Source organism: Ideonella sp. (genome assembly GCF_041914305.1).
Lineage (GTDB): Bacteria > Pseudomonadota > Gammaproteobacteria > Burkholderiales > Burkholderiaceae_C > Ideonella.
This window is the reverse complement of the sequence record NZ_JAYSDQ010000026.1, coordinates 67,632-87,861: the sequence shown is the minus strand read 5'-3', so window position 1 is coordinate 87,861 and position 20,230 is coordinate 67,632. Positions and strand designations below refer to the sequence as shown.

The following is a 20,230-nucleotide window of genomic DNA, read 5'->3' as shown; positions in this document are numbered from 1 at the left end:
TCCGGGCACAAGCCGGGGGTTGCCGCGGGCGGTTTTGTTTTTTGCCATGCAGGTCGCGCCTATCCGTGCGACGACCCGCGTTTCTTCTTTGGAGTATCCGCATGGGCGGTGTGATCTCGGCACTGGGCCGCGCCTTGCCACGGCGGCGCTTGCTGTGGGTAGGGGGGCTGGCGCTGGCCGTGCTGGCCGGCTGTGACAACAGCCCTTGGCCCAAGGGGTCCGCCGAGAGTCAGCTGATCTACTCGGCCATGATCGAGAACACGCCGCGTCACCTGGACCCGACGGCGTCTTACTGGTCGAACGACACGCTGGTCACCTACGAGGTCTATGAGCCGCCCTACGGCTACCACTACCTGAAGCGACCGTTCGAGCTGATTCCGAAGTCGGCCGAGAAGGTCGTTGCACCGCAGTACTTCGACAAGAACGGCCAGCGTCTGCCCGACGACGCGCCGGGCGAGCTGGTGGCCGAGAGCGTGTACGAAGTGCCGATCAAGCGCGGCATCATGTTCCAGCCGCACCCGGCCTTCGCGAAGGACGAGCAAGGCCAGTACCGCTATCACCACATGAAGCCGGGCGAGGTGGGCGACCGCCGCTCGCCGCTGCAGTTCGAGCAGGGCACGCGTGAACTGGTGGCCGACGACTTCGTCTACGCCCTCAAGCGCCACGCCACCACCCGCATCACGACGCCGATCTTCGGCATCTTCTCCGAGTATGTCGTCGGCTTGAAAGAGTACGGCGAGATGATCAAGAAGGAAGACGCCAAGCTGCGCCAGGGCACCGACCCGGCGAGCCTGGACAAGCCCTTCCTCGACTTCCGCAAGTGGCCGCTGGCCGGTGCGACGGCGCCGGACAAACACCTGCTGCGCATCCGCCTGCACGGCAAGTACCCGCAGTGGAAGTACTGGATGCAGATGACCTTCATGGCCCCGGTGCCCTGGGAGGCCGATGCGTTCTATGCCCAGCCCGGCATGGCCGAGAACAGCCTGACGCTGGACAACTGGCCGGTCGGCACCGGCCCCTTCATGGTGACCGAGTTCGTCAAGGACCGGCGCATCGTGATGAAGAAGAACCCGAACTACCGCGGCGAACCGTACCCCTGCGAGGGCATGCCCGAGGACAAGGCCAAGGGTCTGCTGGAAGACTGCGGCAAGAAGACGCCGTTCATCGACGGCATCGTGGCCACGGTGGAGCGTGAAGCCACGCCGCAGAAGAACAAGTTCCGCGACGGCTACTACGACATGGAGGTGTTCGAGCGCACGGACACCGGCATCCAGTACCTGGTCGAAGCCAACGATTCGGACGAAGTCGCCGAGACCTACCGCAAGAAGGGTTTCAACTTCCCCAAGTACAGCGACGTCAACAGCTTCTTCATCGCCTTCAACATGCTCGACCCGGTCATCGGCTGGGGCGACAACGAGGCCCAGCGCGAGCGCAACCGCAAGCTGCGCCAGGCGATCTCGATCGCCATCGACTGGGACGAATACTCGAAGGTCTTCCCGAAGAAGGCCGGTGCGACGGCGATGAGCCTGCTGCCCGAGGGCATCCCGGGCTCGCGTGAAGGCACGCCCGAAGGCGTGAACCCGATGACCCACAAGCTGGTCAACGGCAAGTACGTGCGCCGCCCGATCGAAGACGCCTACAAGCTGATGGAAGAGGCGGGCTACCCCGACGGCCGCGACGTGAAGAGCGGCAAGCCCCTGGTGATCAACTACGACTACTTCGCGCCGCCAACGCCCGAGCGCAAGCCCGAGATCGATTGGGTGGTCAAGCAGTTCGCCAAGGTCGGCATCCAGCTCGAAGTGCGGGCGACCGACAACAACCAGTTCCAGGACAAGGTCCGCAAGGGCAAGCACCAGGTGTTCTGGCTGGGCTGGAACGCCGACTACCCGGACGCCGAGAACTTCCTGTTCCTGTTCTACGGCCCGAACTCGAAGAGCGTGTCGGACGGCGAGAACACCGCCAACTACCAAAACCCCGAGTTCGACAAGCTGTTCACGCAGCTGAAGATGATGGACGATGGCCCCGCGAAGCAGGAGATCATCGACAAGATGAACGACATCCTGCGCCGCGACGCGCCGCTGAGCTTCGGCTTCTACCCGTACGCCTCGGCGGCGGTGCAGAAGTGGGTCACCAACTCGAAGCCCGCCATCCTGGTCCGCGACCATGGCCGCTACCTGCGCCTGAACAGCGCCGAGCGCGCGGCAAGCCTGGCCGAGTGGAACCGGCCGGTCTGGTGGCCGCTGACATTGATCATCGCGGTCATCGCTGCGGGGGTGCTGATCGCCCGCAACAGCCTGCGGCGTCGCGAGCGCATGAACGCGCGCGGCGAGATTCTGGCCTGACCCTGGTTTGCCCCAGCCTAGAACATGCTTTCCTATACCTTGCGCCGGTTGCTTTACGGCGTGCTGATCCTGCTGGGTGTCAACCTGGCGACCTTCTTCCTGTTCTTCACCGTCAACACGCCAGACGACATGGCGCGCTTGAACATCGGTGGCAAGCGCGTCACGCAGGAGCTGATCGAGAAGTGGAAGACCGAGCGCGGCTATGACAAGCCGCTGTACTGGAACGACAAGCTCGAAGGCAGCAACAAGCTGACCGAGACGATCTTCTGGGAGCGCTCGGTGTCGCTGTTCACGCTGAACTTCGGCCGGGCCGATGCCGAAAGCGGCGGTGACCTGGGCCACGAGGTGGCCACGCGGATGTGGGTCAGCGTGCAACTGGCGCTGCCCATCTTCTTGTTGCAGGTGATATCGAGCACCGGCTTCGCGCTGCTGCTCGTGATGTTCAGGCACACCAAGCTCGATTTATGGGGCGTGGTCTTGTGTGTGCTGATGCTGTCGATCTCCAGCCTCTTCTACATCATCGTCGGCCAGTACCTGTTCTCGCGTGTCTTCAAGCTGGTGCCGATTTCGGGCTACGCGCAGGGGTTGGATCTGGTTCGCTTCCTGGTGCTGCCGGTGATGCTGTCGGCCTTGTCTCGCCTGGGCACCGAAGCGCGCTTGTACCGCGCGATGTTCCTGGAAGAAATCGGCAAGGATTACGTCCGCACGGCCCGCGCGAAGGGCCTGAGCGAATACGTCGTGCTGTTCCGCCACGTGCTGCGCAACGCGATGATCCCCATCATCACCAGCATGGGTGGCTACTTGCCCTATGTGTTCATGGGCAGCCTGGTGTTCGAGAGCTTCTTCGGCATCCCTGGGCTGGGTGCCTACGTGATCGAAGCGATCGGCAAGCAGGACTTCGCGATTGTCCGCACGATGGTGTTCGTGGGCTCGCTGCTCTACATCGCGACCTACATCCTGATCGACATCGCCTACTCCTGGGTCGACCCCCGGGTGCGTCTGTCTTGACGGCAGGCTGAACGAAAAGAACTCTGGAGTCTTGGTGATGCCGAAGTTTGTGATGTTGTGGACCGACGTGGCCGTCTGGCTGCTGATCGTCGCCATGGTGGCCTACGGTTGGACGGTGGTGCGCAAGCCGAACCTGTCCGCCAACTGGGGCAAGGTGTTTCGCAATGCGCCGGCGCTGTCGTCGTCGCTGGTGCTGCTGGCCTGCCTGCTGGTGACGCTGGCCGACAGCGTGCATTTCCGGCCGGTGCTGCCGCCTGCTGCCGGCGCGCCCGCCGGCCGCGACGTGGTGTACGACACACGGGTGCAGTCGCTGCTGGATGCGGGGCTGCGCCAGGTGGTGCAGTCGCGCGAGTCGACCTATTCGCGCCCGCTGGCCTATGTGGGCTTCACCAAGGAGTCGGCCGAGGTCAACGGCAAGGTCGAGCGCATTGCACCGCGGCTGAAGTTCGGCGGTGCGCACCTGACCGACCCCGAAACGCAGTGGTCGGGCGACGTGACCCAGCGCGTGTTGGTCGGCGTGGCGGTCGGTGCCTTGGTCGCCGCGTTGCTGAATGCGTTGCTGATCGCCGCCGTGGCGCGGGGCCGTGGGGAAGGGTGGTCCACCACCTTCGGCAAGATCCGCCGCCACGAAACCCCGGTGCCGTGGATGGCCGCCTGCTGGACGCTGTTCGGGCTCGGTCTGCCGATCGGTGTGCTGATTTCTTTGATGGGCCACTACCACGTTTTCGGCACCGACATCACCGGCAACGACGTGATGTACCAGACGCTGAAGAGCATTCGCACTGCGTTCGTGATCGGTACGCTGGCCACGCTGGCCACGCTGCCGCTGGCGGTGGTGCTGGGCATCATGGGCGGCTACCTGAAGGGCTGGGTCGACGAACTGATCCAGTACCTGTACACGGTGCTGTCGTCGATCCCGAACATCCTGCTGATCGCGGCCTGCGTGCTGATGGTGCAGGTCTTCCTGGACAAGCACCCCGAGCTGTTCGAGACGGGCGTCGAGCGGGCCGACCTGAAGCTGTTCCTGCTGTGTGCGGTGCTGGGCCTGACCGGTTGGGCAAGCTTGTGCCGCCTGCTGCGCGGCGAGACGCTGAAGCTGCGTGAGCTGGAGTTCGTGCAGGCGGCCAATGCCTTCGGCGTCGGCCAGGCGCGCATCATGATGCGGCACATCTTCCCGAACGTGGTGCACTTGATCCTGATCGTCACGGTGCTCGACTTCTCGGCACTGATCCTCTACGAAGCCGTGCTGTCGTATGTGGGCGTTGGTGTCGACCCGTCGATGAACAGCTTCGGCGGCATGATCAACTTTGCCCGCAACGAGATGAGCCGCGACCCGGTGGTCTGGTGGCCCTTCGCCTCGGCCTTCGTCTTCATGGTGACCTTGGTGCTGTCGGCCAACCTGTTCGCCGACGGCGTGCGCGATGCGTTCGACCCGCGGGCCCGCGTGTTCCGCCCGCGCCCGATCACCCATCAAAAGAAGCCGGCTTGAGGGACAAGTAAGCCATGCTGGAAATCAAGAACATCAAGGTCGAACTCGACGCCGAGCACGGCCTGGTGCGTGCCATCGACGGCATGCGGCTGACGCTGCAACGCGGCGAGACCTTTGCACTGGTCGGCGAATCGGGTTGCGGCAAGAGCATGACGGCCCTGGCGCTGATGCGCCTGTTGCCCGAAAACGGCTACATCGCCTCGGGCGATGTGCTGGTCGACCAGGAAGACGTGCTGGCACTGCCCGAGTCGCAGATGCGCGCCGTGCGCGGCGGCCGCATCGGCATGATCTTCCAGGAGCCTTCGACCAGCCTGAACCCGGTCATGAAGATCGGCGACCAGATCGTCGAGGCGATCGAGGCCCACACGCCACTGCGTGGCGAAGCGGCCCGGGCCAAGGCGCTGGACTGGCTGCGCAAGGTCGGCATTCCCGAGCCCGAGCGCCGCATCGACGACTACCCGTTCCGCATGAGCGGCGGCCAGAAGCAGCGTGTGATGATCGCGATGACGCTGGCCGGCGAGCCCGACTACATCATTGCCGACGAACCCACCACCGCGCTCGACGTGACCATCCAGGCCCAGGTGCTGGACCTGCTGAAGCAGCTGCAGGCCGAGCATGGCTTGGGGCTGTTGCTGATCACGCATGACCTGGCGGTAGTCTCGGGCATGGCGCACCGCGTGGCGCTGATGTATGCCGGCCAGATCATCGAAGTGGCCACGGCAGAAGAGTTCTTCTCGTCGCCAAAGCACCCGTATGCCAAGGCGCTGTTGCGTGCGCTGCCCGATTCGACGCGCCGCGGCCAATCGCTGGCGGCTATTCCCGGCACGGTGCCGCCGCTGACGACGCAGTTCCAGGGTTGCCGTTTCGAGCCGCGTTGCTACTGTGCCGAGCCGGCCTGCAAGACCACGCTGCCCGAGCTCTACACCTTGGCCGGCACACGGTCCGTGCGCTGCCTGCGTTATGCCCCGGGCCACGATGCCCAGGCCACCGAAGCCATCATCAACATCGTGCCCGCGGCGGCGCCGATCCACGCTGCCAAGGCCGCAGCCGCCGGCACGCAGCCGCTGCTGCAGGTCGACCAGCTGCGCGTGCGCTTCCCGATCCGCAAGGGCCTGCTGCAACGCGTGCACGGTTACTTCGACGCGGTCGATGGCATCTCGTTCAAGGTCCAGCCGGGCCAGACGCTGGCACTGGTCGGTGAATCCGGCTGCGGCAAGACGACGACTGGCAAGGCCATCGTCCAGCTGCTGCGTCACCAAGCCACCTTCGAGGGCCAAGCGCTGCTGAACGGGCAGAACCTGTTCGAGATGGAGGGCGAGCCGCTGCAAAAAGCCCGGCGCGACATCCAGATCATTTTCCAGGACCCGTTCGCGTCGCTGAACCCGCGCATGCGCGTGTTCGACATCCTCGAAGAGGGCCTGCTGTCGCTGCAACCCGATCTGGACGCCGGCGCGCGCCGCGAGCGCCTGCAGCGCCTGGCCGACCAGGTGGGCCTGCGCCAGGACGCACTCGACCGCTACCCGCACGAGTTCTCGGGCGGCCAGCGCCAGCGCATCGCGATCGCCCGCGCCCTGGCGGTGCAGCCCAAGCTGATCGTCTGCGACGAGCCCACGTCGGCATTGGATGTGTCGGTGCAGGCGCAGATCCTGAACCTGCTGCGCGACCTGCAACGCGAGTTGGGCGTGTCGTACCTGTTCATCACGCACAACATCGGCGTCGTCGAGTACATCGCCGATGAAGTGGCGGTGATGCGCGCGGGGCGCATCGTGGAGCAGGGCACTTGTGATGCGGTGATCAGCCACCCGCGCGATGCCTACACGAAGAAGCTCATCGCCTCGGTGCCGAGGCTCGCGACGGTCGGCGCCTGACGTCGATGAGGGTTAACGCTAGTTCCCTCCACCCCTTCTGATGCAGCCCATACGGCCCGGCGCGAGAGCGCCCGGGCCGCATCGTTTTGGGCTCGAACAGCCCTGCGTTGATTGACTAGACAAGTCATTTGCAGCGGTGGAATGTGCTGCGTAAACACAACAAACGCCGTCGCAAAAACCGTTGTAGAGGGTTTCCCGCTAGCGGGCCCCAAAGATGGGTCAGTGACAATCCGTTCACATGTTTTCGAGGTGGGTACATCCTGGCTTCACAAGACCGGCATGTGACTTGCTTCGTGACAGGGTCTATCGATCAACCTTCCCTTACTCAGGAGTGGTACGTATGTTCCAGAAAACAAAGCTCAGCACGAGCTTGCTGCTTGCCTTCGGTGGCGGGCTGATCCTGGCGTCCGGCGCGGCGTCCGCGCAAGAGCGCGTCGAGATCACCGGTTCCCGCATCAAGACGGTTCAGACCGAAGGCACCTCGCCGGTCGTCGTGCTGGGCAAGGAAGCAATTGCACTGGAAGGTGTTCGCAACGCCGAACAACTGCTGAACAACCTGCCCCAGGTCTTTGCTGACCAAGGTGGCAGCGTGTCGAACGGTGCCACCGGTACCGCCACCGTCAACCTGCGCAACCTCGGCTCGAACCGCACCCTGGTGTTGGTCAACGGTCGTCGCCTGCCGGGCGGCAGCCCGCGCGACATTTCGTCCGACTTGAACCAGATTCCGGTGTCGCTGATCAAGCGCGTCGAAATCCTGACCGGTGGCGCTTCGGCCATCTATGGTTCGGACGCCGTTGCCGGCGTGGTGAACTTCATCCTCGACGACAAGTTCGAGGGCGTTCAGATCGACCTGAACCACGAGTTCTTCAACCACAGCCAGCACACCTCGCAAGGCGTCAAAGATGCCAACGCAGCGCGCGCCTTCAAGATGCCCGGCAGTGCCGACGCTGATGGCAAGGTCACCGACTTCAACCTGACGTTGGGCGGCAACTTCGCCGACGGCAAGGGCAATGCGGTGCTGTTCTTCGCCCACAAGACCGAAGACGCGCTGACCCAAGACAAGCGTGACTTCTCGAACTGCGCGCTGACCGCCGTGGGTGGCGCCTGGACCTGCGGTGGCTCGTCCACTTCTTTCCCTGGCCGCTTCCTGGACCTGGCCGATGATGGCGGCGACTGGAACCTCGCACCGGACGGTTCGGTTCGTCCTTGGAGCGGTTTGCGCGACCAGTACAACTTCGCACCGACGAACTACTTCCAACGTCCGTCAGACCGCTACAGCGTTCAGGCGCTGGCGCACTACGACCTGGCCGACTACGCCCGCGTGTACGGCGAGTTCTCGTTCCACGACGACCATACCGTTGCCCAGATCGCCCCTAGCGGCATCTTCTTCGGTGGCTTCACGACCACGGCGGCGTTCGAAAACCCGCTGCTGACGCAAGCCTGGAAAGACGCGCTGAACCTCAACGCTCCTGGCGACACGGCCGACCTGCTGATCGGTCGTCGTAACGTCGAAGGTGGCGGTCGCCAGGACGACATCCGCCACTCGTCTTACCGCGGTGTGATCGGTGTCAAGGGCGACATCGGCGACGCCTGGAGCTATGACGTGTCGGCCCTGGTCGGCAAGGTGCTGTACCAAGAGGTCTACAAGAACGACTTCTCCAACACCCGCCTGCTGCGCGCCCTGGACGTGGTGGACGACGGCAATGGCAATGCGGTTTGCCGCTCGGTGGTCGACGGTTCGGACCCGAACTGCGTGCCGTACAACATTTGGTCGCCCGGTGGCGTGACCCCGGGTGCGTTGGCCTATCTGCAGACCCCCGGTTTCCAGAAGGGCTTCACCTCGACTGAAGTGATTTCGGCATCGGTCAACGGCGACCTGACCGGCTACGGCGTCAAGACGCCCTGGGCCAAGTCGGGTCTGGGCGTTGCGCTGGGTGTTGAGCACCGCACCGAAGAGATGGAGCTGACCACCGACCAGGCATTCACCACTGGTGACCTGGCTGGCCAGGGCGGCCCGACGATCGGTGTGGCCGGCGCGTTCGACGTGACCGACCTCTTCACCGAACTGCGCATGCCGCTGGTCGAGAAGGCACCGTTCGCCGAACTGCTGGCCGTCAACGCCAGCTATCGCTACTCGGACTACAGCACGGGCAAGACGACCAGCACTTGGGGCCTCGGCCTGGAGTGGGCGCCGATCAACGCCTTCAAGGTGCGCGCCAGCGCCCAGCGCGCGTCGCGCGCTGCCAACATCATCGAGCTGTTCTCGCAGTCCGCTCTGGGTCTGTACGACAGCGCCGGCGATCCCTGCGGTGGCCCGACCCCGACCGCCACGGTCGAGCAGTGCGCCCGTACCGGCTTGGCCCCGGCCGACTATGGTCACGTCCTGGCGAACAACCCGGCTGGTCAGTACAACGCGATCTTCGGCGGCAACACCCAGTTGAACCCCGAGACCTCGAAGAGCTGGACGCTGGGCTTCGTCGTGAATCCGTTGAAGGACATGAACCTGACCTTCGACTGGTTCCACATCCGGGTCGACGACATCATCGGCAACATCCCGCCGGGCGCAACGCTGAACGACTGCCTGGAAACCGGCAATGCGTTCACCTGCAGCCTGATCCACCGCAACACGGTCACGCATGACCTGTGGACTGGTACGCCGCCGAACGGTGGCTACATCGTCGCCAACAACCTGAACCTGTCGTTCAAGGAGACGGAAGGTCTGGACGTGGGTGTCGACTACCAGCTCAAGCTGGAAGGCATGGGCCGCCTGGACTTCGCGTTCAAGGGCACGTGGCTGGCCAAGTTCGAAGCGGAAGATGCGCCGGGCTTCGGTGCGTACGACTGCGCGGGCTTCTACGGTGCCAACTGCGGCACGCCGGCTCCGGAATGGCGTCATTCGCTGCGCACCACCTGGCGCTCGCCGTGGAACGTCGACCTGTCGCTGAACTGGCGCTACATCGACTCGGTGAAGAACGAAGCCACCAGCAAGGACCCGCACCTGAACGCCGCGGTCGATCCGCTGGTCGAGAAGCTGAAGGCGATGAACTACTTCGACATCGGTGCTTCGTACAAGGCGACGAAGAACATCACCCTGTCGGCTGCGGTGAACAACGTGCTGGACACCGATCCGCCGCTGCGCAACCAAGGCTCGGGCTTCGTGAACGGCAACACCTACCCGGTGGTGTACGACGCGATGGGCCGTCGTGTGTCGCTGACGCTGAACGCCAAGTTCTGATCAAAGCCGGCGCGAGCCGGTTTGCAAAAGGGTCGCCAGTGGCGACCCTTTTTTATTGCGTCGAATTCAGCTCAGGTAGGGGTGAGGCATGCCGCAATGGATCTTGGCGGCTCGGCGGGCCGAGCAAGTGCCTGTCGCCTGGAGGTTTATCGCGGCGCGATCAGCCGCGCATACACCGCGCATACGCGGGCCGTGCAATCTCGTCGACCGCACGGTGCAGCTCTGGCGATGCCGCGGCGCGTTTGCGCTCGTCATCCGGCGCGAATGAAAGGGCTTGGCCGACTTGAGATTTCGAGTGGCGCTGTGCCGCAGCGGCCATGCGTTGCCTTGAGGGTTCGTCAACGTGAAGGCCGAAGTGGGGAGCGAGGCTGGTCCACACCGCGCTTGGCAGCGATTCGTAGGGTAGCAGCAGGCCGCGCGCCTGGTCCAGGCGCATGATGGCTTCACAGAACGCAGCGAAGAACCGGGCCGCCCTGGCTTCGGTGCCAAGACCCTGGTGGCCGGTGGCCATGAAGGGGGAGAAACGCGTGGCGAAATCGTCGCGCAGCCAGCTGGGTTGCTGCGCCAACAGCGACACGCAGACCTCCAGCGGGTCGCGCAGACACAGCGCCCACGGGGTCTGCGGAAAGGCTTCGGCCACCAGGTCGCAGAACAGGGTGTTCCAGCTCGACAGCTTCAGCACATAGGGCCGTTGTGCGTGCGCGGCGAAGAACCCGCCAAGGGTGCGCAGCGCCGCCACCAGGTCTGCGCGGCTGACCGAGTGCGGCGGGACCAGCAGCTCGTTGATCACCAGCGGCTCGGCGTAGACGACCACGCCGTCGAGCTGTTTCAGCAGTTGCGAGGCCAATGTCGAGCCGCAACGAGCGACATGAAAGATCACACCAACCGGCGCCGACGATGCCTGCACCTGGCCGAGTTCGGCACGGGGCACGTGGGCCAGCGTCTGCGCGGCCGGTACACGTTGGACCGTCTCGTGCAGGAACGGGTCATGCAGCTCGTGGGGGGCGATGTCGAGCAGGCCCAGGTGCAAGCCGGTGGGGTCGAGCGCGGCGCGGGCAGGCAGCCGGCAGGGGGCTTGAGCAGGCATCGAGAAGAAGTGTCGCTTTGCGCTCAGCGCATCTCGGTCTCGACGATCGCGCCGGCATCGACCAGGCGCTGAAGCACCGCCCGAAGCTCGGTGTCGTCGACGAACGGGAATCTCGATCTCAGATCGTCGAACGAGAAGAGCCGTTGCTGCATCAGCCAGCCTACGGCGGGGTAGGTGGCGCCAATGTCGATCTGGCTGCGATCGATCTGCACGCTGAAGCCGGCATCGCGCCGCACGACTTCACCTCGTTTGGCCGTCGAGAAATACTGGGCTCGTTGCCGCGCGGGCAATTCGAACGACGCTGGCGACGTGGCGAAGGAGCGTTGATGGTTGCCGATCTCGAGCGCGAATGACGGTGATGTCATCAGCTCGCCCAGCCGTTGAGACAGGCGGGCGAGGTGCGCACCGAGCGCGGCCGGGTCGCGCGCATCGGGCAGATCGGCCCGGAACAAGCTCTCGGACGCAGCCGTCGTCTCGAGCAGCTTGAGCAGCGACAGCCCGGTGGCAGGCTTGACCCACAGCGTCACATGCAATGACGCTTCGGCGCCGGTGATGGCGTCGTGGTACTGGCCGCGCGGCAGGTACAGGATGTCGCCGGGCTTCATCAGCACTTCGGCCATCACCTTGCCGCGGCTGGCGATCAGCCATTTCTCGGCCTCGTCGCCCGGCGGGGTGGGCACCGTCGGGTTGTCGGCCCGCGCTTCGTAGATGCGCCACAGCTTTTCGCCTTCGGCCTGGAGCGCAAAGACGTCGTGCAGGTCGTAGTGGGTGTTGAAGGCCTGCACGCCCTGGAACGAGCAGTAGGCGTTGGCACCCGATGCGCAAGCGAACTCCCGCTGCAACATGTGCACGAAGGCGGCCACTTCGGGGCATACGCGCTGGATCTGATTGGCCACCAGGCTCGCGCCGAAGCCGAGCAGGACCTTCACCTTGCGCGGGTCAACGGGTGCCTTGGCGCCCGGCGCGAGATCGCTCAGGTCGCAGTAGTTCTCGCGCAGTGCCAGCCGGTTCTGGTAGAAGACCTTCAGCGTGTCTTCGTTCCAGAACGATGTGAGGTCAAGAATCTCGTTGAGGCGCTGCCACGGCAGTGGGTTGGCCAATGCCCGTCCGCGGGCTGCGATGTGCAGCGGCTTCTTGCCGTAGTAGTCGTTCTTGAACGCGACCGGATCGAACGGCGCGAGAAACTCGGCGAGGGTCGTCATACGACCGGTCATCATAGCGGTTCAGTGTGCCGCGGCCGGCTCGCCACAACGGCCCGTTCCTTGCCGACCAGCGCAGTTCAGGTGGCTGCGTGTGCCCTGCAGCGCGGCCGCGCATCAAGCGCCATAGCCTTCGCCTGGCCCCGAGAAATCGTTCAGCGCCGACGACATCATCGTCATCATCGCCTGCTCGCCCGACGTGAGTGACGGATGCCAGATGTCGAAGATGAGGATCACGCGCAGCTTGTCGCTGTTGTTCCAGGCCTCGTGTTCGATGGTGTCGTCGAACACCCAGGCCTTGCCGGGCTCCCATTGGCGGGTCTGGTTGCCGACACGAAAGCCGCAGCCTTCGGGCACGATCAGCGGCAGGTGCACCAGCAGCCGCGCGTTGCTGACGCCGTGGTGCGGCGGGATGCGGGTGTGCGGCTTCAGCAGCGAGAACATGGCCACCGGCGTGCGGCCCGGTTGGTCGGGCTGGGGGGCTTTCGCCAGCAGAGCCATCGTCTGCGGGCAACGGCTGGCGCCGGGCTCGGCGCGTTGCCCATCCTTGAGCAGGTGGTAGGCGCTCCAGCGCGGCGAGTTGTTCAGCTCGACCCACTGGTTCAGCGGCTGGTCGCTGCGGTAGGTGATATAGGGCGCGAAGCCTTCGTCCGACGGCAAGACGGCGAGAAACTCTTCGCGGATCTGCTCGGTGCCGGCCTCGATCTCGTCCAGCCACGGGAACTGCTGCCGATCGAAGAACTCGACCGCCGGCACGTTGGGCAGGTAGAACTGCGCGGGCTTCGAGTCGAAGCGCTGGCGCCGGCCGAGCATGATGTCGACCGACAGGCGAAACCGGTCGAGGTCTTCGCCCTGGTGCTGGGCAAAGCCTTTGGCCAACGCCCCCAGCAGATGATCGGCCAGCAGCTTGTTGTGCCGGTCGCGAACGGCCGCGGCGTGGGCCACCATCGGCCGTAGATCGGGCCGCAGCCGTTCTGGCGGTGGCGCCACGATGCAGGCAGCGGTGTAGGAACTGGCCGCCTCTTTGGTGCGGCCCAGGCGCTCGTGCAGTTGGCCGCGCAGCAGCAGGGCCAGCAGGTCGCTCGCGTCGATCGTCAGCGCTTCGAACAGCGCCTGCTCTTCGCCAGCATCGTCTTTCTGCTGCCGGCAGATGCGGGCAACGTTGATCCACGGGCCCGGGTCGTCTTTGGTGAGTTTCGCCGCGCGCGCGTACTGCTCGCGTGCGCTGGCCAGGTCGCCGCGCTGGTGGGCGTCGAAGCCGCTGGCGATCAGGGCCCGCGGGTGCTCGGGGTTCAGCGCCAGCACCTCGCGCCAACTGGTCAAGGCCTCGGCCAGGCGCCCCTGCCGTTCGGCGCCGAGTGCTCGGGCCTCGAGCTCTGCCAATTGCGGAAGAAGTGACGAGGAAACAGACATCGGCGAGCACCTTGGCCCGACTGTGGGCCGAAGGCGATCATTTTCCGCCGCCGATGATCGCGCGTCGATGCGGGTGACCCATGATCGGGTCACCACGATGGCGCCGTCGCGCGGTACCGGGTTACTTCGGCGCCATGCGGATCGCGCCGTCCAGGCGGATCACTTCGCCGTTGAGCATGTCGTTGGTGATGATCTGGTGCACCAGCTTGGCGTAGTCTTCTGGACGGCCCAGGCGGCTGGGGAAGGGCACGCTGGCGGCCAGTGCGTCCTGCACCTCTTGCGGCATCGAGAACAGCATCGGCGTGCCGAAAATGCCCGGGGCAATGGTCATGTTGCGGATGCCGTTGCGAGCCAGGTCGCGCGCGACCGGCAGCGTCATGCCGACCACGCCGCCCTTGCTGGCCGCGTAGGCGGCTTGGCCGATCTGGCCATCGTAGGCCGCGACGCTGGCGGTGCTGATCATCACGCCGCGCTCGCCGGTGGCCTCGGGCTCGTTCTTGCACATCGCTTCGGCGGCCAGGCGGATCATGTTGAAGCTGCCGACCAGGTTGACCATGATCACCTTGGTGAAGGTGTCGAGCGGGTGAGCGCCGTCCTTGCCGACAGTCTTGATCGCCGGGGCGATGCCGGCGCAGTTGACCAGGCCCATCAGCTTGCCCAGCCCGGTGGCGGCGGCCACCACGGCGCGGCCGTCGGCCTCTTGGCTGACGTCGCAGCGCACGAACACGCCGCCGAGTTCTTTCGCCAGTGCCTCGCCCTTGTCGACCTGCAGGTCGGCGATGACCACTTTGCCGCCGTTGGCGGTCAGCATGCGGGCGGTGCCTTCGCCCAGGCCCGAAGCGCCCCCGGTGACGATGAAGACCTTGCCGGAGATGTCCATGTTGTGCTCCTAGTGCTGCACCGAGGCATGGGTGCCTCGGTTGACGTTGACGTAAACGTCAATTGTGCGACAAAAGCAGAAGCGGCCGGAACGTTTGCACGTGCCGGCCGCTTGGCGATTTGCTGTGCGGGGCGCGCCCCGCGTCAGGTGGTGATCGGGTCTGTCAGCCCAGCGCCTGCAGCGCGCGGGCGGTGATTTCTTCGACCGTGCCGAGGCCCGAGATCTTGCGGTAGCGCGGCGCCTGGGTGTCGCCGGCCGCGGCCCATTGGCTGTAGTAGTCGACCAGCGGGCGGGTCTGGTTCTGGTAGACCTGCAGGCGGGTGCGCACGGTGGCTTCTTCGTCGTCCTTGCGCTGGATCAGGTCCTCGCCGGTCACGTCGTCCTTGCCGGCCACCTTGGGCGGGTTGAACTTGACGTGGTAGGTGCGGCCCGAGGCGGCGTGCACACGGCGGCCGCTCATGCGCTCGATGATGGCCTCGTCCGGCACGTCGATCTCGAGCACGAGGTCGAGCTTGACGCCGGCGTTCTTCATCGCCTCGGCTTGCGGAATGGTGCGGGGAAACCCGTCGAACAGAAAGCCGTTGGCGCAGTCGGGCTCGGCGATGCGCTCTTTGACGAGGCCGATGATGATGTCGTCACTGACGAGGGCGCCGGCGTCCATCACCTTCTTGGCCGCGATACCCAGCGGGGTGCCGGCCTTGACGGCGGCGCGCAGCATGTCGCCGGTCGAGATCTGGGGAATGCCGTACTTCTGGCAAATGAAATTTGCCTGGGTTCCTTTCCCGGCGCCGGGCGCGCCCAACAGGATCATTCGCATGGTTGTTGTCTCAGTAAAGATGATTCTGTAGTGCCGTGTGGGCGCGGCCGTGGGGACGGCCGTTGCGGTCGCGGCTGGGTGCCGAGGGTGGCACGGTGCCGGTGCGAGCGCGGCTGACGTGGCACTTATGCGGCACTGATGCGGGGCAGGATAGCATGGGCAAACCTGCGTCTGGCTGACAAGCCGGGTACAGCCGGCGGGGGTGTCAGCCGGTTGCGACGGCGGGCCACAGCGCGCGAACGCGGGCCAGGTCTTCAGGCGTGTCGACGCCCGCGGCTGGTGCATGCGCAGCCACGTGCACGGCGATGCGTTCGCCGTGCCACAGCACCCGCAATTGTTCAAGTGACTCAAGCTGCTCGATCGGCGCCAGCGACAGCGTGGGGAACGTGCGCAGAAAGCCTGCGCGGTAGGCATACAGGCCGATGTGGCGCAGCGCCTGGCCCGGCGGCAGCGCCGGCGCGCCGGCGCTGGACGCGTCGCGCCACCACGGCATCGGGGCGCGGCTGAAATACAGCGCGCGTCCGGCGGCGTCGCAGACCACCTTGACCACGTTCGGGTTGACGAAGTCGGCCTGCTCGGTCAGCGCATGGGCGGCCGTCGCCACTGCGCAATCGGCGCGCTCGACGAGCAGCCGGGCACAGGCGCTGACCAGGCCCGGGTCGATCAACGGCTCGTCGCCTTGCACATTCACCACCACGTCGCCGCCGCTCAGCCCCAGTTGTTCGCAGGCTTCGGCCAGCCGGTCGCTGCCGCTGACGTGGTCGGGCCGCGTCATCAGCGCCTTCACGCCGTGCGCTTCGCAGGCCTGCACCGTGGCGGGGTCGTCGGCTGCCACCCACACCGCGCTGGCGCCCGCCTGGGCAACGCGCTCGGCCACCCGCACCACCATCGGCTTGCCGCCGATGTCGGCCAGGGGCTTGTTCGGCAGGCGGGTGGACGCCAGGCGCGCGGGGATCAGGACGGTGAAGCCCATCACTCGCCCTGCGCCGTCGCTGGGCTGCCGGCGTCGAGGTGCCGGGCTTCGCTTTCCAGCATCACCGGGATGCCGTCGCGGATCGGAAAGGCCAGGCGGTCGGCCGCACACAGCAGATCCACCGGGCGCGAAGCCTCGTCGCGGCGCAATTGCAGCGGCCCTTTGCACACCGGGCATACCAGCATCTCGGTCAAGCGGTGGTCCATGTCTATCGTGTTGTTTTGAAGGGCACGGCGGCCCGTGGCGGAAGACGCTGTCGCAGCGCTTCGGTGAATTCCGGCGGAAGCGCAAAGTCTAGCGCCACGACCCAGACGCGGGCCTTGCCGACCTGGTCGGGCCGCAGTTTGACCGCGTCTTTTTCGGTCACCAGCACGTCGCCAGTGCCGGCCGGCCAGGGCAGGGGGGTGAAGCTGGCGTGGTCGGGCAGCGGCAGTCGATCGATCGTCAGGCCGGCTTGCTCGAGCATGCCAAAGAAGCGCTCGGGCTCGCCCATGCCGGCGGCGGCCAGCAGCGGGCGGCCTTGCAAGGCGGACAGGGGCTGTGCCTGGGCGGCGTGGCCGCGCCACCAATCGGCCAGCGGCAAGGCGCCTGTCAACCGGCGCTGGGCCACGGTGCCGGGCAGTGGCGTGCTCGGCTGCACGGCGTTGTACAGCACCAGCATTTGCGGGGGCAGGGTGTGCGGCAGGCCTTGCCGCAGCGGGCCGGCGGGCAGCGTCAGGCCGTTGCCGGCGCCGCGGCCGTCGAACACCACCACCTCCACGTCACGCGGTAAACGGTGGTGCTGCAGCCCGTCGTCCGACACGAGGATGTCGACCTCGGGGTGCCGCGCCCACAGCATGCCGGCGGCGGCCACGCGGTCGCGGCCCACCACCATCGGGGCACCGGTGCGGCGGCGGATCAGCAGCGGTTCGTCGCCGACCTGTGCGGCGGGCGAGTCGGCGTGCACCTCGACCAGGGCCTGGTCATCGGTGCGGCCGTAGCCCCGCGACACCACGCCCGGCTGCCAGCCTTGCTGCCGCAGCCAGTCGATCAATGCGATCACGGTGGGGGTCTTGCCGGCGCCGCCGACCACCAGGTTGCCTACGACGATGACGGGCCGGCCCAGGGTGGGCGCGGCCTGCCGGCGCTGCCACCAGCGGTGGCACGCGGCCAACGCGGCGTACAGCGCGGCCAGCGGCTGCAGCAGCCGCATCGCCAGGCTGACCTTGGGCCGCCACCATTGCGCCTGCAGGGCCGTGGCCCACGAGGCGGTGGAACGCGCCGGTGGCGGTGTGCTCATCGCCGGCGCGGCGTCAGCGGCCGGGCGAGCCGATCAAGGGCTGGTGCCCGCAGCGGCGGCCGAGCTCTGCGCCGCGAAGGTCACGCGGGGCAGGCCGGCGCGGCGTGCAGCGTCGAGCACGTTGATGACCGACTGGTGTGCCGCGGTGGCATCGGCCGAGATGATCAGGAACGGGTCCTGGCGTTGCTCGGCCGCGGCGCGCAGGGCGGCCGCCAGCAGCTCGACGCTGCGGCCTTCGACCGGTTGCTTCTCGACCGAGTAGCGGCCATCGGCCGACACCGCGACGATGATTTCCGACGGCCGGTCGCGCGCCTGGTCGGCATCGGCGGCGGGCAGCGTCAACTGCAACTCGGTGAACTTCGAGTAGGTCGTCGACAGCATCAGGAAGATCAGGATGACCAGCAAGACGTCGATGAACGGGATCAGGTTGATCTCCGGCTCGTCGCTGCGGTCGCCGCGGAAGTTCATCGCTTCGACCCCGACGAGCGCTCCATGCGCAGCAGGTGGTGCAGCACGCGCTCGGCGCCTTGCTCCATGTCGTGCAGGTAGTCGTTGACGCGGCCGCGGAAGTAGCGGTGGCACATCAGCGACGGGATCGCGACCATCAGGCCGAACGCGGTGTTGTACAGCGCCACCGAAATGCCGTGCGCCAGCTGCGCCGGGTTGGCACCAGAGCTGCCCGGCGATTGCGAGCCGAAGATCTCGATCATGCCGATCACCGTGCCCAGCAGGCCCAGCAGCGGGGCGGCCGAGGCGATGGTGGCCAGCGCGTTCAAGTAGCGCTCCAGCTGATGGGCAGCGCTGCGGCCGGCGGCTTCGAAGCCATCGCGCAGCAGCGTCTCGCTGCAGCGCGGGTCTTGCGCCACGAGGCGGATGCCGGCAGACAGCAGCGCACCGAGCGTGGAGTTGGCGGACAGCTTGTTCAGCACGTCGCTGGACGGCACGCCTTGGCGCAGCACCTGCAGCACCTCGTCGACCAGACCGGGCGGCGCGACTTGCGCGCGGCGCAGTGCAACACCTCGTTCAATGACCAGGGCGAGCGCGGCCACGGAACACAGGATCAACGGCCAGATGGGCCAGCCGGCGGCTTGTATGATCGACAGCAAGATGCCTGAAGGCGCAAGGCCTGAAACGAAGACGCGCGATTATGAACTGATCGCCAGGCTCGGCCAGCCGTCACACGTTTGTCATCTGTCCACAGCGAGTGTGGAAAACACTGTGGGAAAGCGGCGCGCAACCTTCGCAAAGCGTGCAATGGTGCGGGTTTCCGTGCCGTTGCCCAAAAATAAGGCGCTGTGTCGCCAGTGAACAACCTGATGCAATCAAGTTCAGCGGCGGGCCCGCAGGTCTGGGGTGTCGCGAGTCTGCTGCTGGCCGTGTCCGACGCGCTGGCCGCGCGTTTCTCGGCGGTCGCGGTGCGCGGCGAGTTGTCCGGCTTCAGCCGTGCCAGCAGCGGCCACTGCTACTTCACCTTGAAGGACGGGGCCGGTGGCCAGGCCGGCCTGCGCTGTGCGATGTTCCGCCGCGCGGCCATGATGCTGCAGTTCAACCCGCAGGACGGGCAGCAGGTCGAGCTGCGTGGCCGTCTGGCCGTGTACGAGGCGCGCGGTGAGCTGCAGATGGTGGTCGAGGCGATGCAGCGCGTGGGCGCCGGCAATCTCTATGAAGAGTTCCTGCGGCTGAAAGCCAAGCTCGAGGCCGAGGGTGTGTTCGACGCCGCGCGCAAGCGGCCGTTGCCGCCGTTCCCGCGCCGGCTGATGGTCGTCACCTCGGCCAGCGGCGCCGCGATCCACGATGTGCTGACCACGCTGGCGCGCCGCGCGCCGCAGGTCGAGGTGCTGCTGGTGCCCACGCTGGTGCAGGGCGTGCAGGCGCCCGAGGCGATCGTGCGGGCGCTGGCGCAGGCCAACGCGGTCGGCGATGGCGACCTGATCCTGCTCTGCCGCGGCGGTGGGTCGCTGGAAGACCTGTGGTCCTTCAACGACGAGCGTGTCGTGCGCGCGGTGCGGGCGTCACGCCTGCCGGTGGTCTGCGGCGTGGGCCACGAAACCGACATCACGCTGGCCGACCTCGCCGCCGACCTGCGGGCACCGACGCCAACCGCGGCCGCCGAGCTGGCCGCGCCCGAGCGCGACGCGCTGCTGCAAGGCCTGGCCCTGCGCGCCGACATCCTGACGCGCCGGCTACATCAACGCATCGACAGCGCCGCGCAGACGCTGGACACGCTGGCGCTGCGCCTGCACCGCCCGGCGCAACGGCTGCGGGTTGAGCAGGGCCGCCTGAACACGCTGGCCCAGCGGCACCAGGCGGCGTTGGGCCGCGCGGTCGAGATGCAACGCATGGCCTTGCAGCATCGCACCCAGCGCCTGCTACAGGCGGCCCGCGGCGCCCAGGCGCGCCAGCAAGACCGGCTGCAGGCGCGGGCCGAGCGCCTGGCCGCGCTCGACCCGCGCCGCGTGCTCGCGCGTGGGTATGCGTGGGTCGAAACCGACGACGGCCAGGCCATCGTCTCGGCACACGCCTTGCTACCCGGCCAGAGCCTGCGTGCGGTGTGGGCCGACGGCAGCGCCGACGCCCGGGTGACCGAGGTCCACGTCGACCCGACGCCGAAAAAATCCGATCACCCTTAGCGCCAAGTCG

17 protein-coding genes are annotated in these 20,230 nt (G+C 66.5%); 7 read left to right on the top strand and 10 right to left on the bottom strand.

Annotated elements, in window-relative coordinates:
- The first annotated feature begins 101 nt into the window (after window positions 1–101).
- The 5 genes from ACE3SG_RS26415 to ACE3SG_RS26395 all read left to right on the top strand — a co-directional run bounded on the left by ACE3SG_RS26415 (window position 102) and on the right by ACE3SG_RS26395 (window position 9,942).
- Complete coding sequence (locus ACE3SG_RS26415) at window positions 102–2,342, top strand: ABC transporter substrate-binding protein (protein ID WP_374569236.1); 2,241 nt, start codon at window positions 102–104, stop codon at window positions 2,340–2,342.
- A 24-nt stretch (window positions 2,343–2,366) separates the two neighbouring features.
- Entirely contained in the window at window positions 2,367–3,350 is a 984-nt protein-coding gene (locus ACE3SG_RS26410; RefSeq protein ID WP_374569235.1) for an ABC transporter permease, read from the top strand.
- A gap of 37 nt (window positions 3,351–3,387) precedes the next feature.
- A complete protein-coding gene (locus tag ACE3SG_RS26405) occupies window positions 3,388–4,839 on the top strand; it encodes an ABC transporter permease (RefSeq protein ID WP_374569234.1) in 1,452 nt (483 codons plus the stop codon).
- 14 nt (window positions 4,840–4,853) lie between these two features.
- A complete protein-coding gene (locus tag ACE3SG_RS26400) occupies window positions 4,854–6,707 on the top strand; it encodes an ABC transporter ATP-binding protein (RefSeq protein WP_374569233.1) in 1,854 nt (617 codons plus the stop codon).
- A 340-nt stretch (window positions 6,708–7,047) separates the two neighbouring features.
- Window positions 7,048–9,942 (top strand): TonB-dependent receptor domain-containing protein, encoded by a 2,895-nt coding sequence (locus ACE3SG_RS26395; protein WP_374569232.1) that lies wholly within the window; start codon window positions 7,048–7,050, stop codon window positions 9,940–9,942.
- Window positions 9,943–10,102: 160 nt separating this feature from the next.
- Here ACE3SG_RS26395 and ACE3SG_RS26390 read toward each other — a convergent pair whose 3' ends face one another.
- From ACE3SG_RS26390 to ACE3SG_RS26345, 10 genes are all read right to left on the bottom strand, one after another.
- Window positions 10,103–11,029 carry a hypothetical protein gene (locus ACE3SG_RS26390; RefSeq protein WP_374569231.1) on the bottom strand — a complete coding sequence of 309 codons (927 nt, stop codon included), beginning with the start codon at window positions 11,027–11,029 and terminating at the stop codon, window positions 10,103–10,105.
- Between the two features lie 23 nt (window positions 11,030–11,052).
- Entirely contained in the window at window positions 11,053–12,231 is a 1,179-nt protein-coding gene (locus tag ACE3SG_RS26385) for a JmjC domain-containing protein (RefSeq protein WP_374569230.1), read from the bottom strand.
- A 114-nt stretch (window positions 12,232–12,345) separates the two neighbouring features.
- Window positions 12,346–13,641, bottom strand: a complete 1,296-nt coding sequence (locus ACE3SG_RS26380; RefSeq protein WP_374569229.1) for an aspartyl/asparaginyl beta-hydroxylase domain-containing protein — start codon at window positions 13,639–13,641, stop codon at window positions 12,346–12,348.
- Window positions 13,642–13,762: 121 nt separating this feature from the next.
- Window positions 13,763–14,521 carry a 3-hydroxyacyl-CoA dehydrogenase gene (locus ACE3SG_RS26375; RefSeq protein ID WP_374569228.1) on the bottom strand — a complete coding sequence of 253 codons (759 nt, stop codon included), beginning with the start codon at window positions 14,519–14,521 and terminating at the stop codon, window positions 13,763–13,765.
- 163 nt (window positions 14,522–14,684) lie between these two features.
- On the bottom strand, window positions 14,685–15,338 hold the full coding sequence (gene adk, locus ACE3SG_RS26370) for an adenylate kinase (RefSeq protein ID WP_374569227.1): 654 nt from the start codon (window positions 15,336–15,338) through the stop codon (window positions 14,685–14,687).
- A gap of 205 nt (window positions 15,339–15,543) precedes the next feature.
- A complete protein-coding gene (gene kdsB, locus ACE3SG_RS26365; protein ID WP_374569226.1) occupies window positions 15,544–16,311 on the bottom strand; it encodes a 3-deoxy-manno-octulosonate cytidylyltransferase in 768 nt (255 codons plus the stop codon).
- A complete protein-coding gene (locus ACE3SG_RS26360; RefSeq protein WP_374569225.1) occupies window positions 16,311–16,517 on the bottom strand; it encodes a Trm112 family protein in 207 nt (68 codons plus the stop codon). The genes kdsB and ACE3SG_RS26360 overlap by 1 nt, the downstream gene beginning before the upstream one ends.
- A 2-nt stretch (window positions 16,518–16,519) precedes the next feature.
- Window positions 16,520–17,590 (bottom strand): tetraacyldisaccharide 4'-kinase, encoded by a 1,071-nt coding sequence (lpxK, locus tag ACE3SG_RS26355; RefSeq protein ID WP_374569224.1) that lies wholly within the window; start codon window positions 17,588–17,590, stop codon window positions 16,520–16,522.
- 33 nt (window positions 17,591–17,623) lie between these two features.
- Window positions 17,624–18,058 (bottom strand): ExbD/TolR family protein, encoded by a 435-nt coding sequence (locus ACE3SG_RS26350; RefSeq protein WP_374569223.1) that lies wholly within the window; start codon window positions 18,056–18,058, stop codon window positions 17,624–17,626.
- Complete coding sequence (locus tag ACE3SG_RS26345; RefSeq protein WP_374569222.1) at window positions 18,055–18,696, bottom strand: MotA/TolQ/ExbB proton channel family protein; 642 nt, start codon at window positions 18,694–18,696, stop codon at window positions 18,055–18,057. The genes ACE3SG_RS26350 and ACE3SG_RS26345 overlap by 4 nt, the downstream gene beginning before the upstream one ends.
- Here ACE3SG_RS26345 and ACE3SG_RS26340 point away from each other — a divergent pair.
- Both ACE3SG_RS26340 and xseA read left to right on the top strand, forming a co-directional pair.
- Entirely contained in the window at window positions 18,683–18,898 is a 216-nt protein-coding gene (locus ACE3SG_RS26340) for a hypothetical protein (protein ID WP_374569221.1), read from the top strand. The genes ACE3SG_RS26345 and ACE3SG_RS26340 overlap by 14 nt on opposite strands.
- Before the next feature lie 8 nt (window positions 18,899–18,906).
- The gene (gene xseA / locus ACE3SG_RS26335) at window positions 18,907–20,220 is read left to right on the top strand and encodes an exodeoxyribonuclease VII large subunit (protein WP_374569220.1); all 1,314 of its coding nucleotides are present in this window, start codon (window positions 18,907–18,909) and stop codon (window positions 20,218–20,220) included.
- Window positions 20,221–20,230 lie beyond the last annotated feature (10 nt).

What these genes read in the sequence shown, in the direction of transcription:
- ACE3SG_RS26415 (WP_374569236.1), top strand. Translation starts at nt 102, where the DNA reads ATGGGCGGTGTGATCTCGGCACTGGGCCGCGCCTTGCCACGGCGGCGC.
- ACE3SG_RS26410 (WP_374569235.1), top strand. Translation starts at nt 2,367, where the DNA reads ATGCTTTCCTATACCTTGCGCCGGTTGCTTTACGGCGTGCTGATCCTG.
- ACE3SG_RS26405 (WP_374569234.1), top strand. Translation starts at nt 3,388, where the DNA reads ATGCCGAAGTTTGTGATGTTGTGGACCGACGTGGCCGTCTGGCTGCTG.
- ACE3SG_RS26400 (WP_374569233.1), top strand. Translation starts at nt 4,854, where the DNA reads ATGCTGGAAATCAAGAACATCAAGGTCGAACTCGACGCCGAGCACGGC.
- ACE3SG_RS26395 (WP_374569232.1), top strand. Translation starts at nt 7,048, where the DNA reads ATGTTCCAGAAAACAAAGCTCAGCACGAGCTTGCTGCTTGCCTTCGGT.
- ACE3SG_RS26390 (WP_374569231.1), bottom strand. Translation starts at nt 11,029, where the DNA reads ATGCCTGCTCAAGCCCCCTGCCGGCTGCCTGCCCGCGCCGCGCTCGAC.
- ACE3SG_RS26385 (WP_374569230.1), bottom strand. Translation starts at nt 12,231, where the DNA reads ATGACGACCCTCGCCGAGTTTCTCGCGCCGTTCGATCCGGTCGCGTTC.
- ACE3SG_RS26380 (WP_374569229.1), bottom strand. Translation starts at nt 13,641, where the DNA reads ATGTCTGTTTCCTCGTCACTTCTTCCGCAATTGGCAGAGCTCGAGGCC.
- ACE3SG_RS26375 (WP_374569228.1), bottom strand. Translation starts at nt 14,521, where the DNA reads ATGGACATCTCCGGCAAGGTCTTCATCGTCACCGGGGGCGCTTCGGGC.
- adk (WP_374569227.1), bottom strand. Translation starts at nt 15,338, where the DNA reads ATGCGAATGATCCTGTTGGGCGCGCCCGGCGCCGGGAAAGGAACCCAG.
- kdsB (WP_374569226.1), bottom strand. Translation starts at nt 16,311, where the DNA reads ATGGGCTTCACCGTCCTGATCCCCGCGCGCCTGGCGTCCACCCGCCTG.
- ACE3SG_RS26360 (WP_374569225.1), bottom strand. Translation starts at nt 16,517, where the DNA reads ATGGACCACCGCTTGACCGAGATGCTGGTATGCCCGGTGTGCAAAGGG.
- lpxK (WP_374569224.1), bottom strand. Translation starts at nt 17,590, where the DNA reads ATGAGCACACCGCCACCGGCGCGTTCCACCGCCTCGTGGGCCACGGCC.
- ACE3SG_RS26350 (WP_374569223.1), bottom strand. Translation starts at nt 18,058, where the DNA reads ATGAACTTCCGCGGCGACCGCAGCGACGAGCCGGAGATCAACCTGATC.
- ACE3SG_RS26340 (WP_374569221.1), top strand. Translation starts at nt 18,683, where the DNA reads ATGATCGACAGCAAGATGCCTGAAGGCGCAAGGCCTGAAACGAAGACG.
- xseA (WP_374569220.1), top strand. Translation starts at nt 18,907, where the DNA reads ATGCAATCAAGTTCAGCGGCGGGCCCGCAGGTCTGGGGTGTCGCGAGT.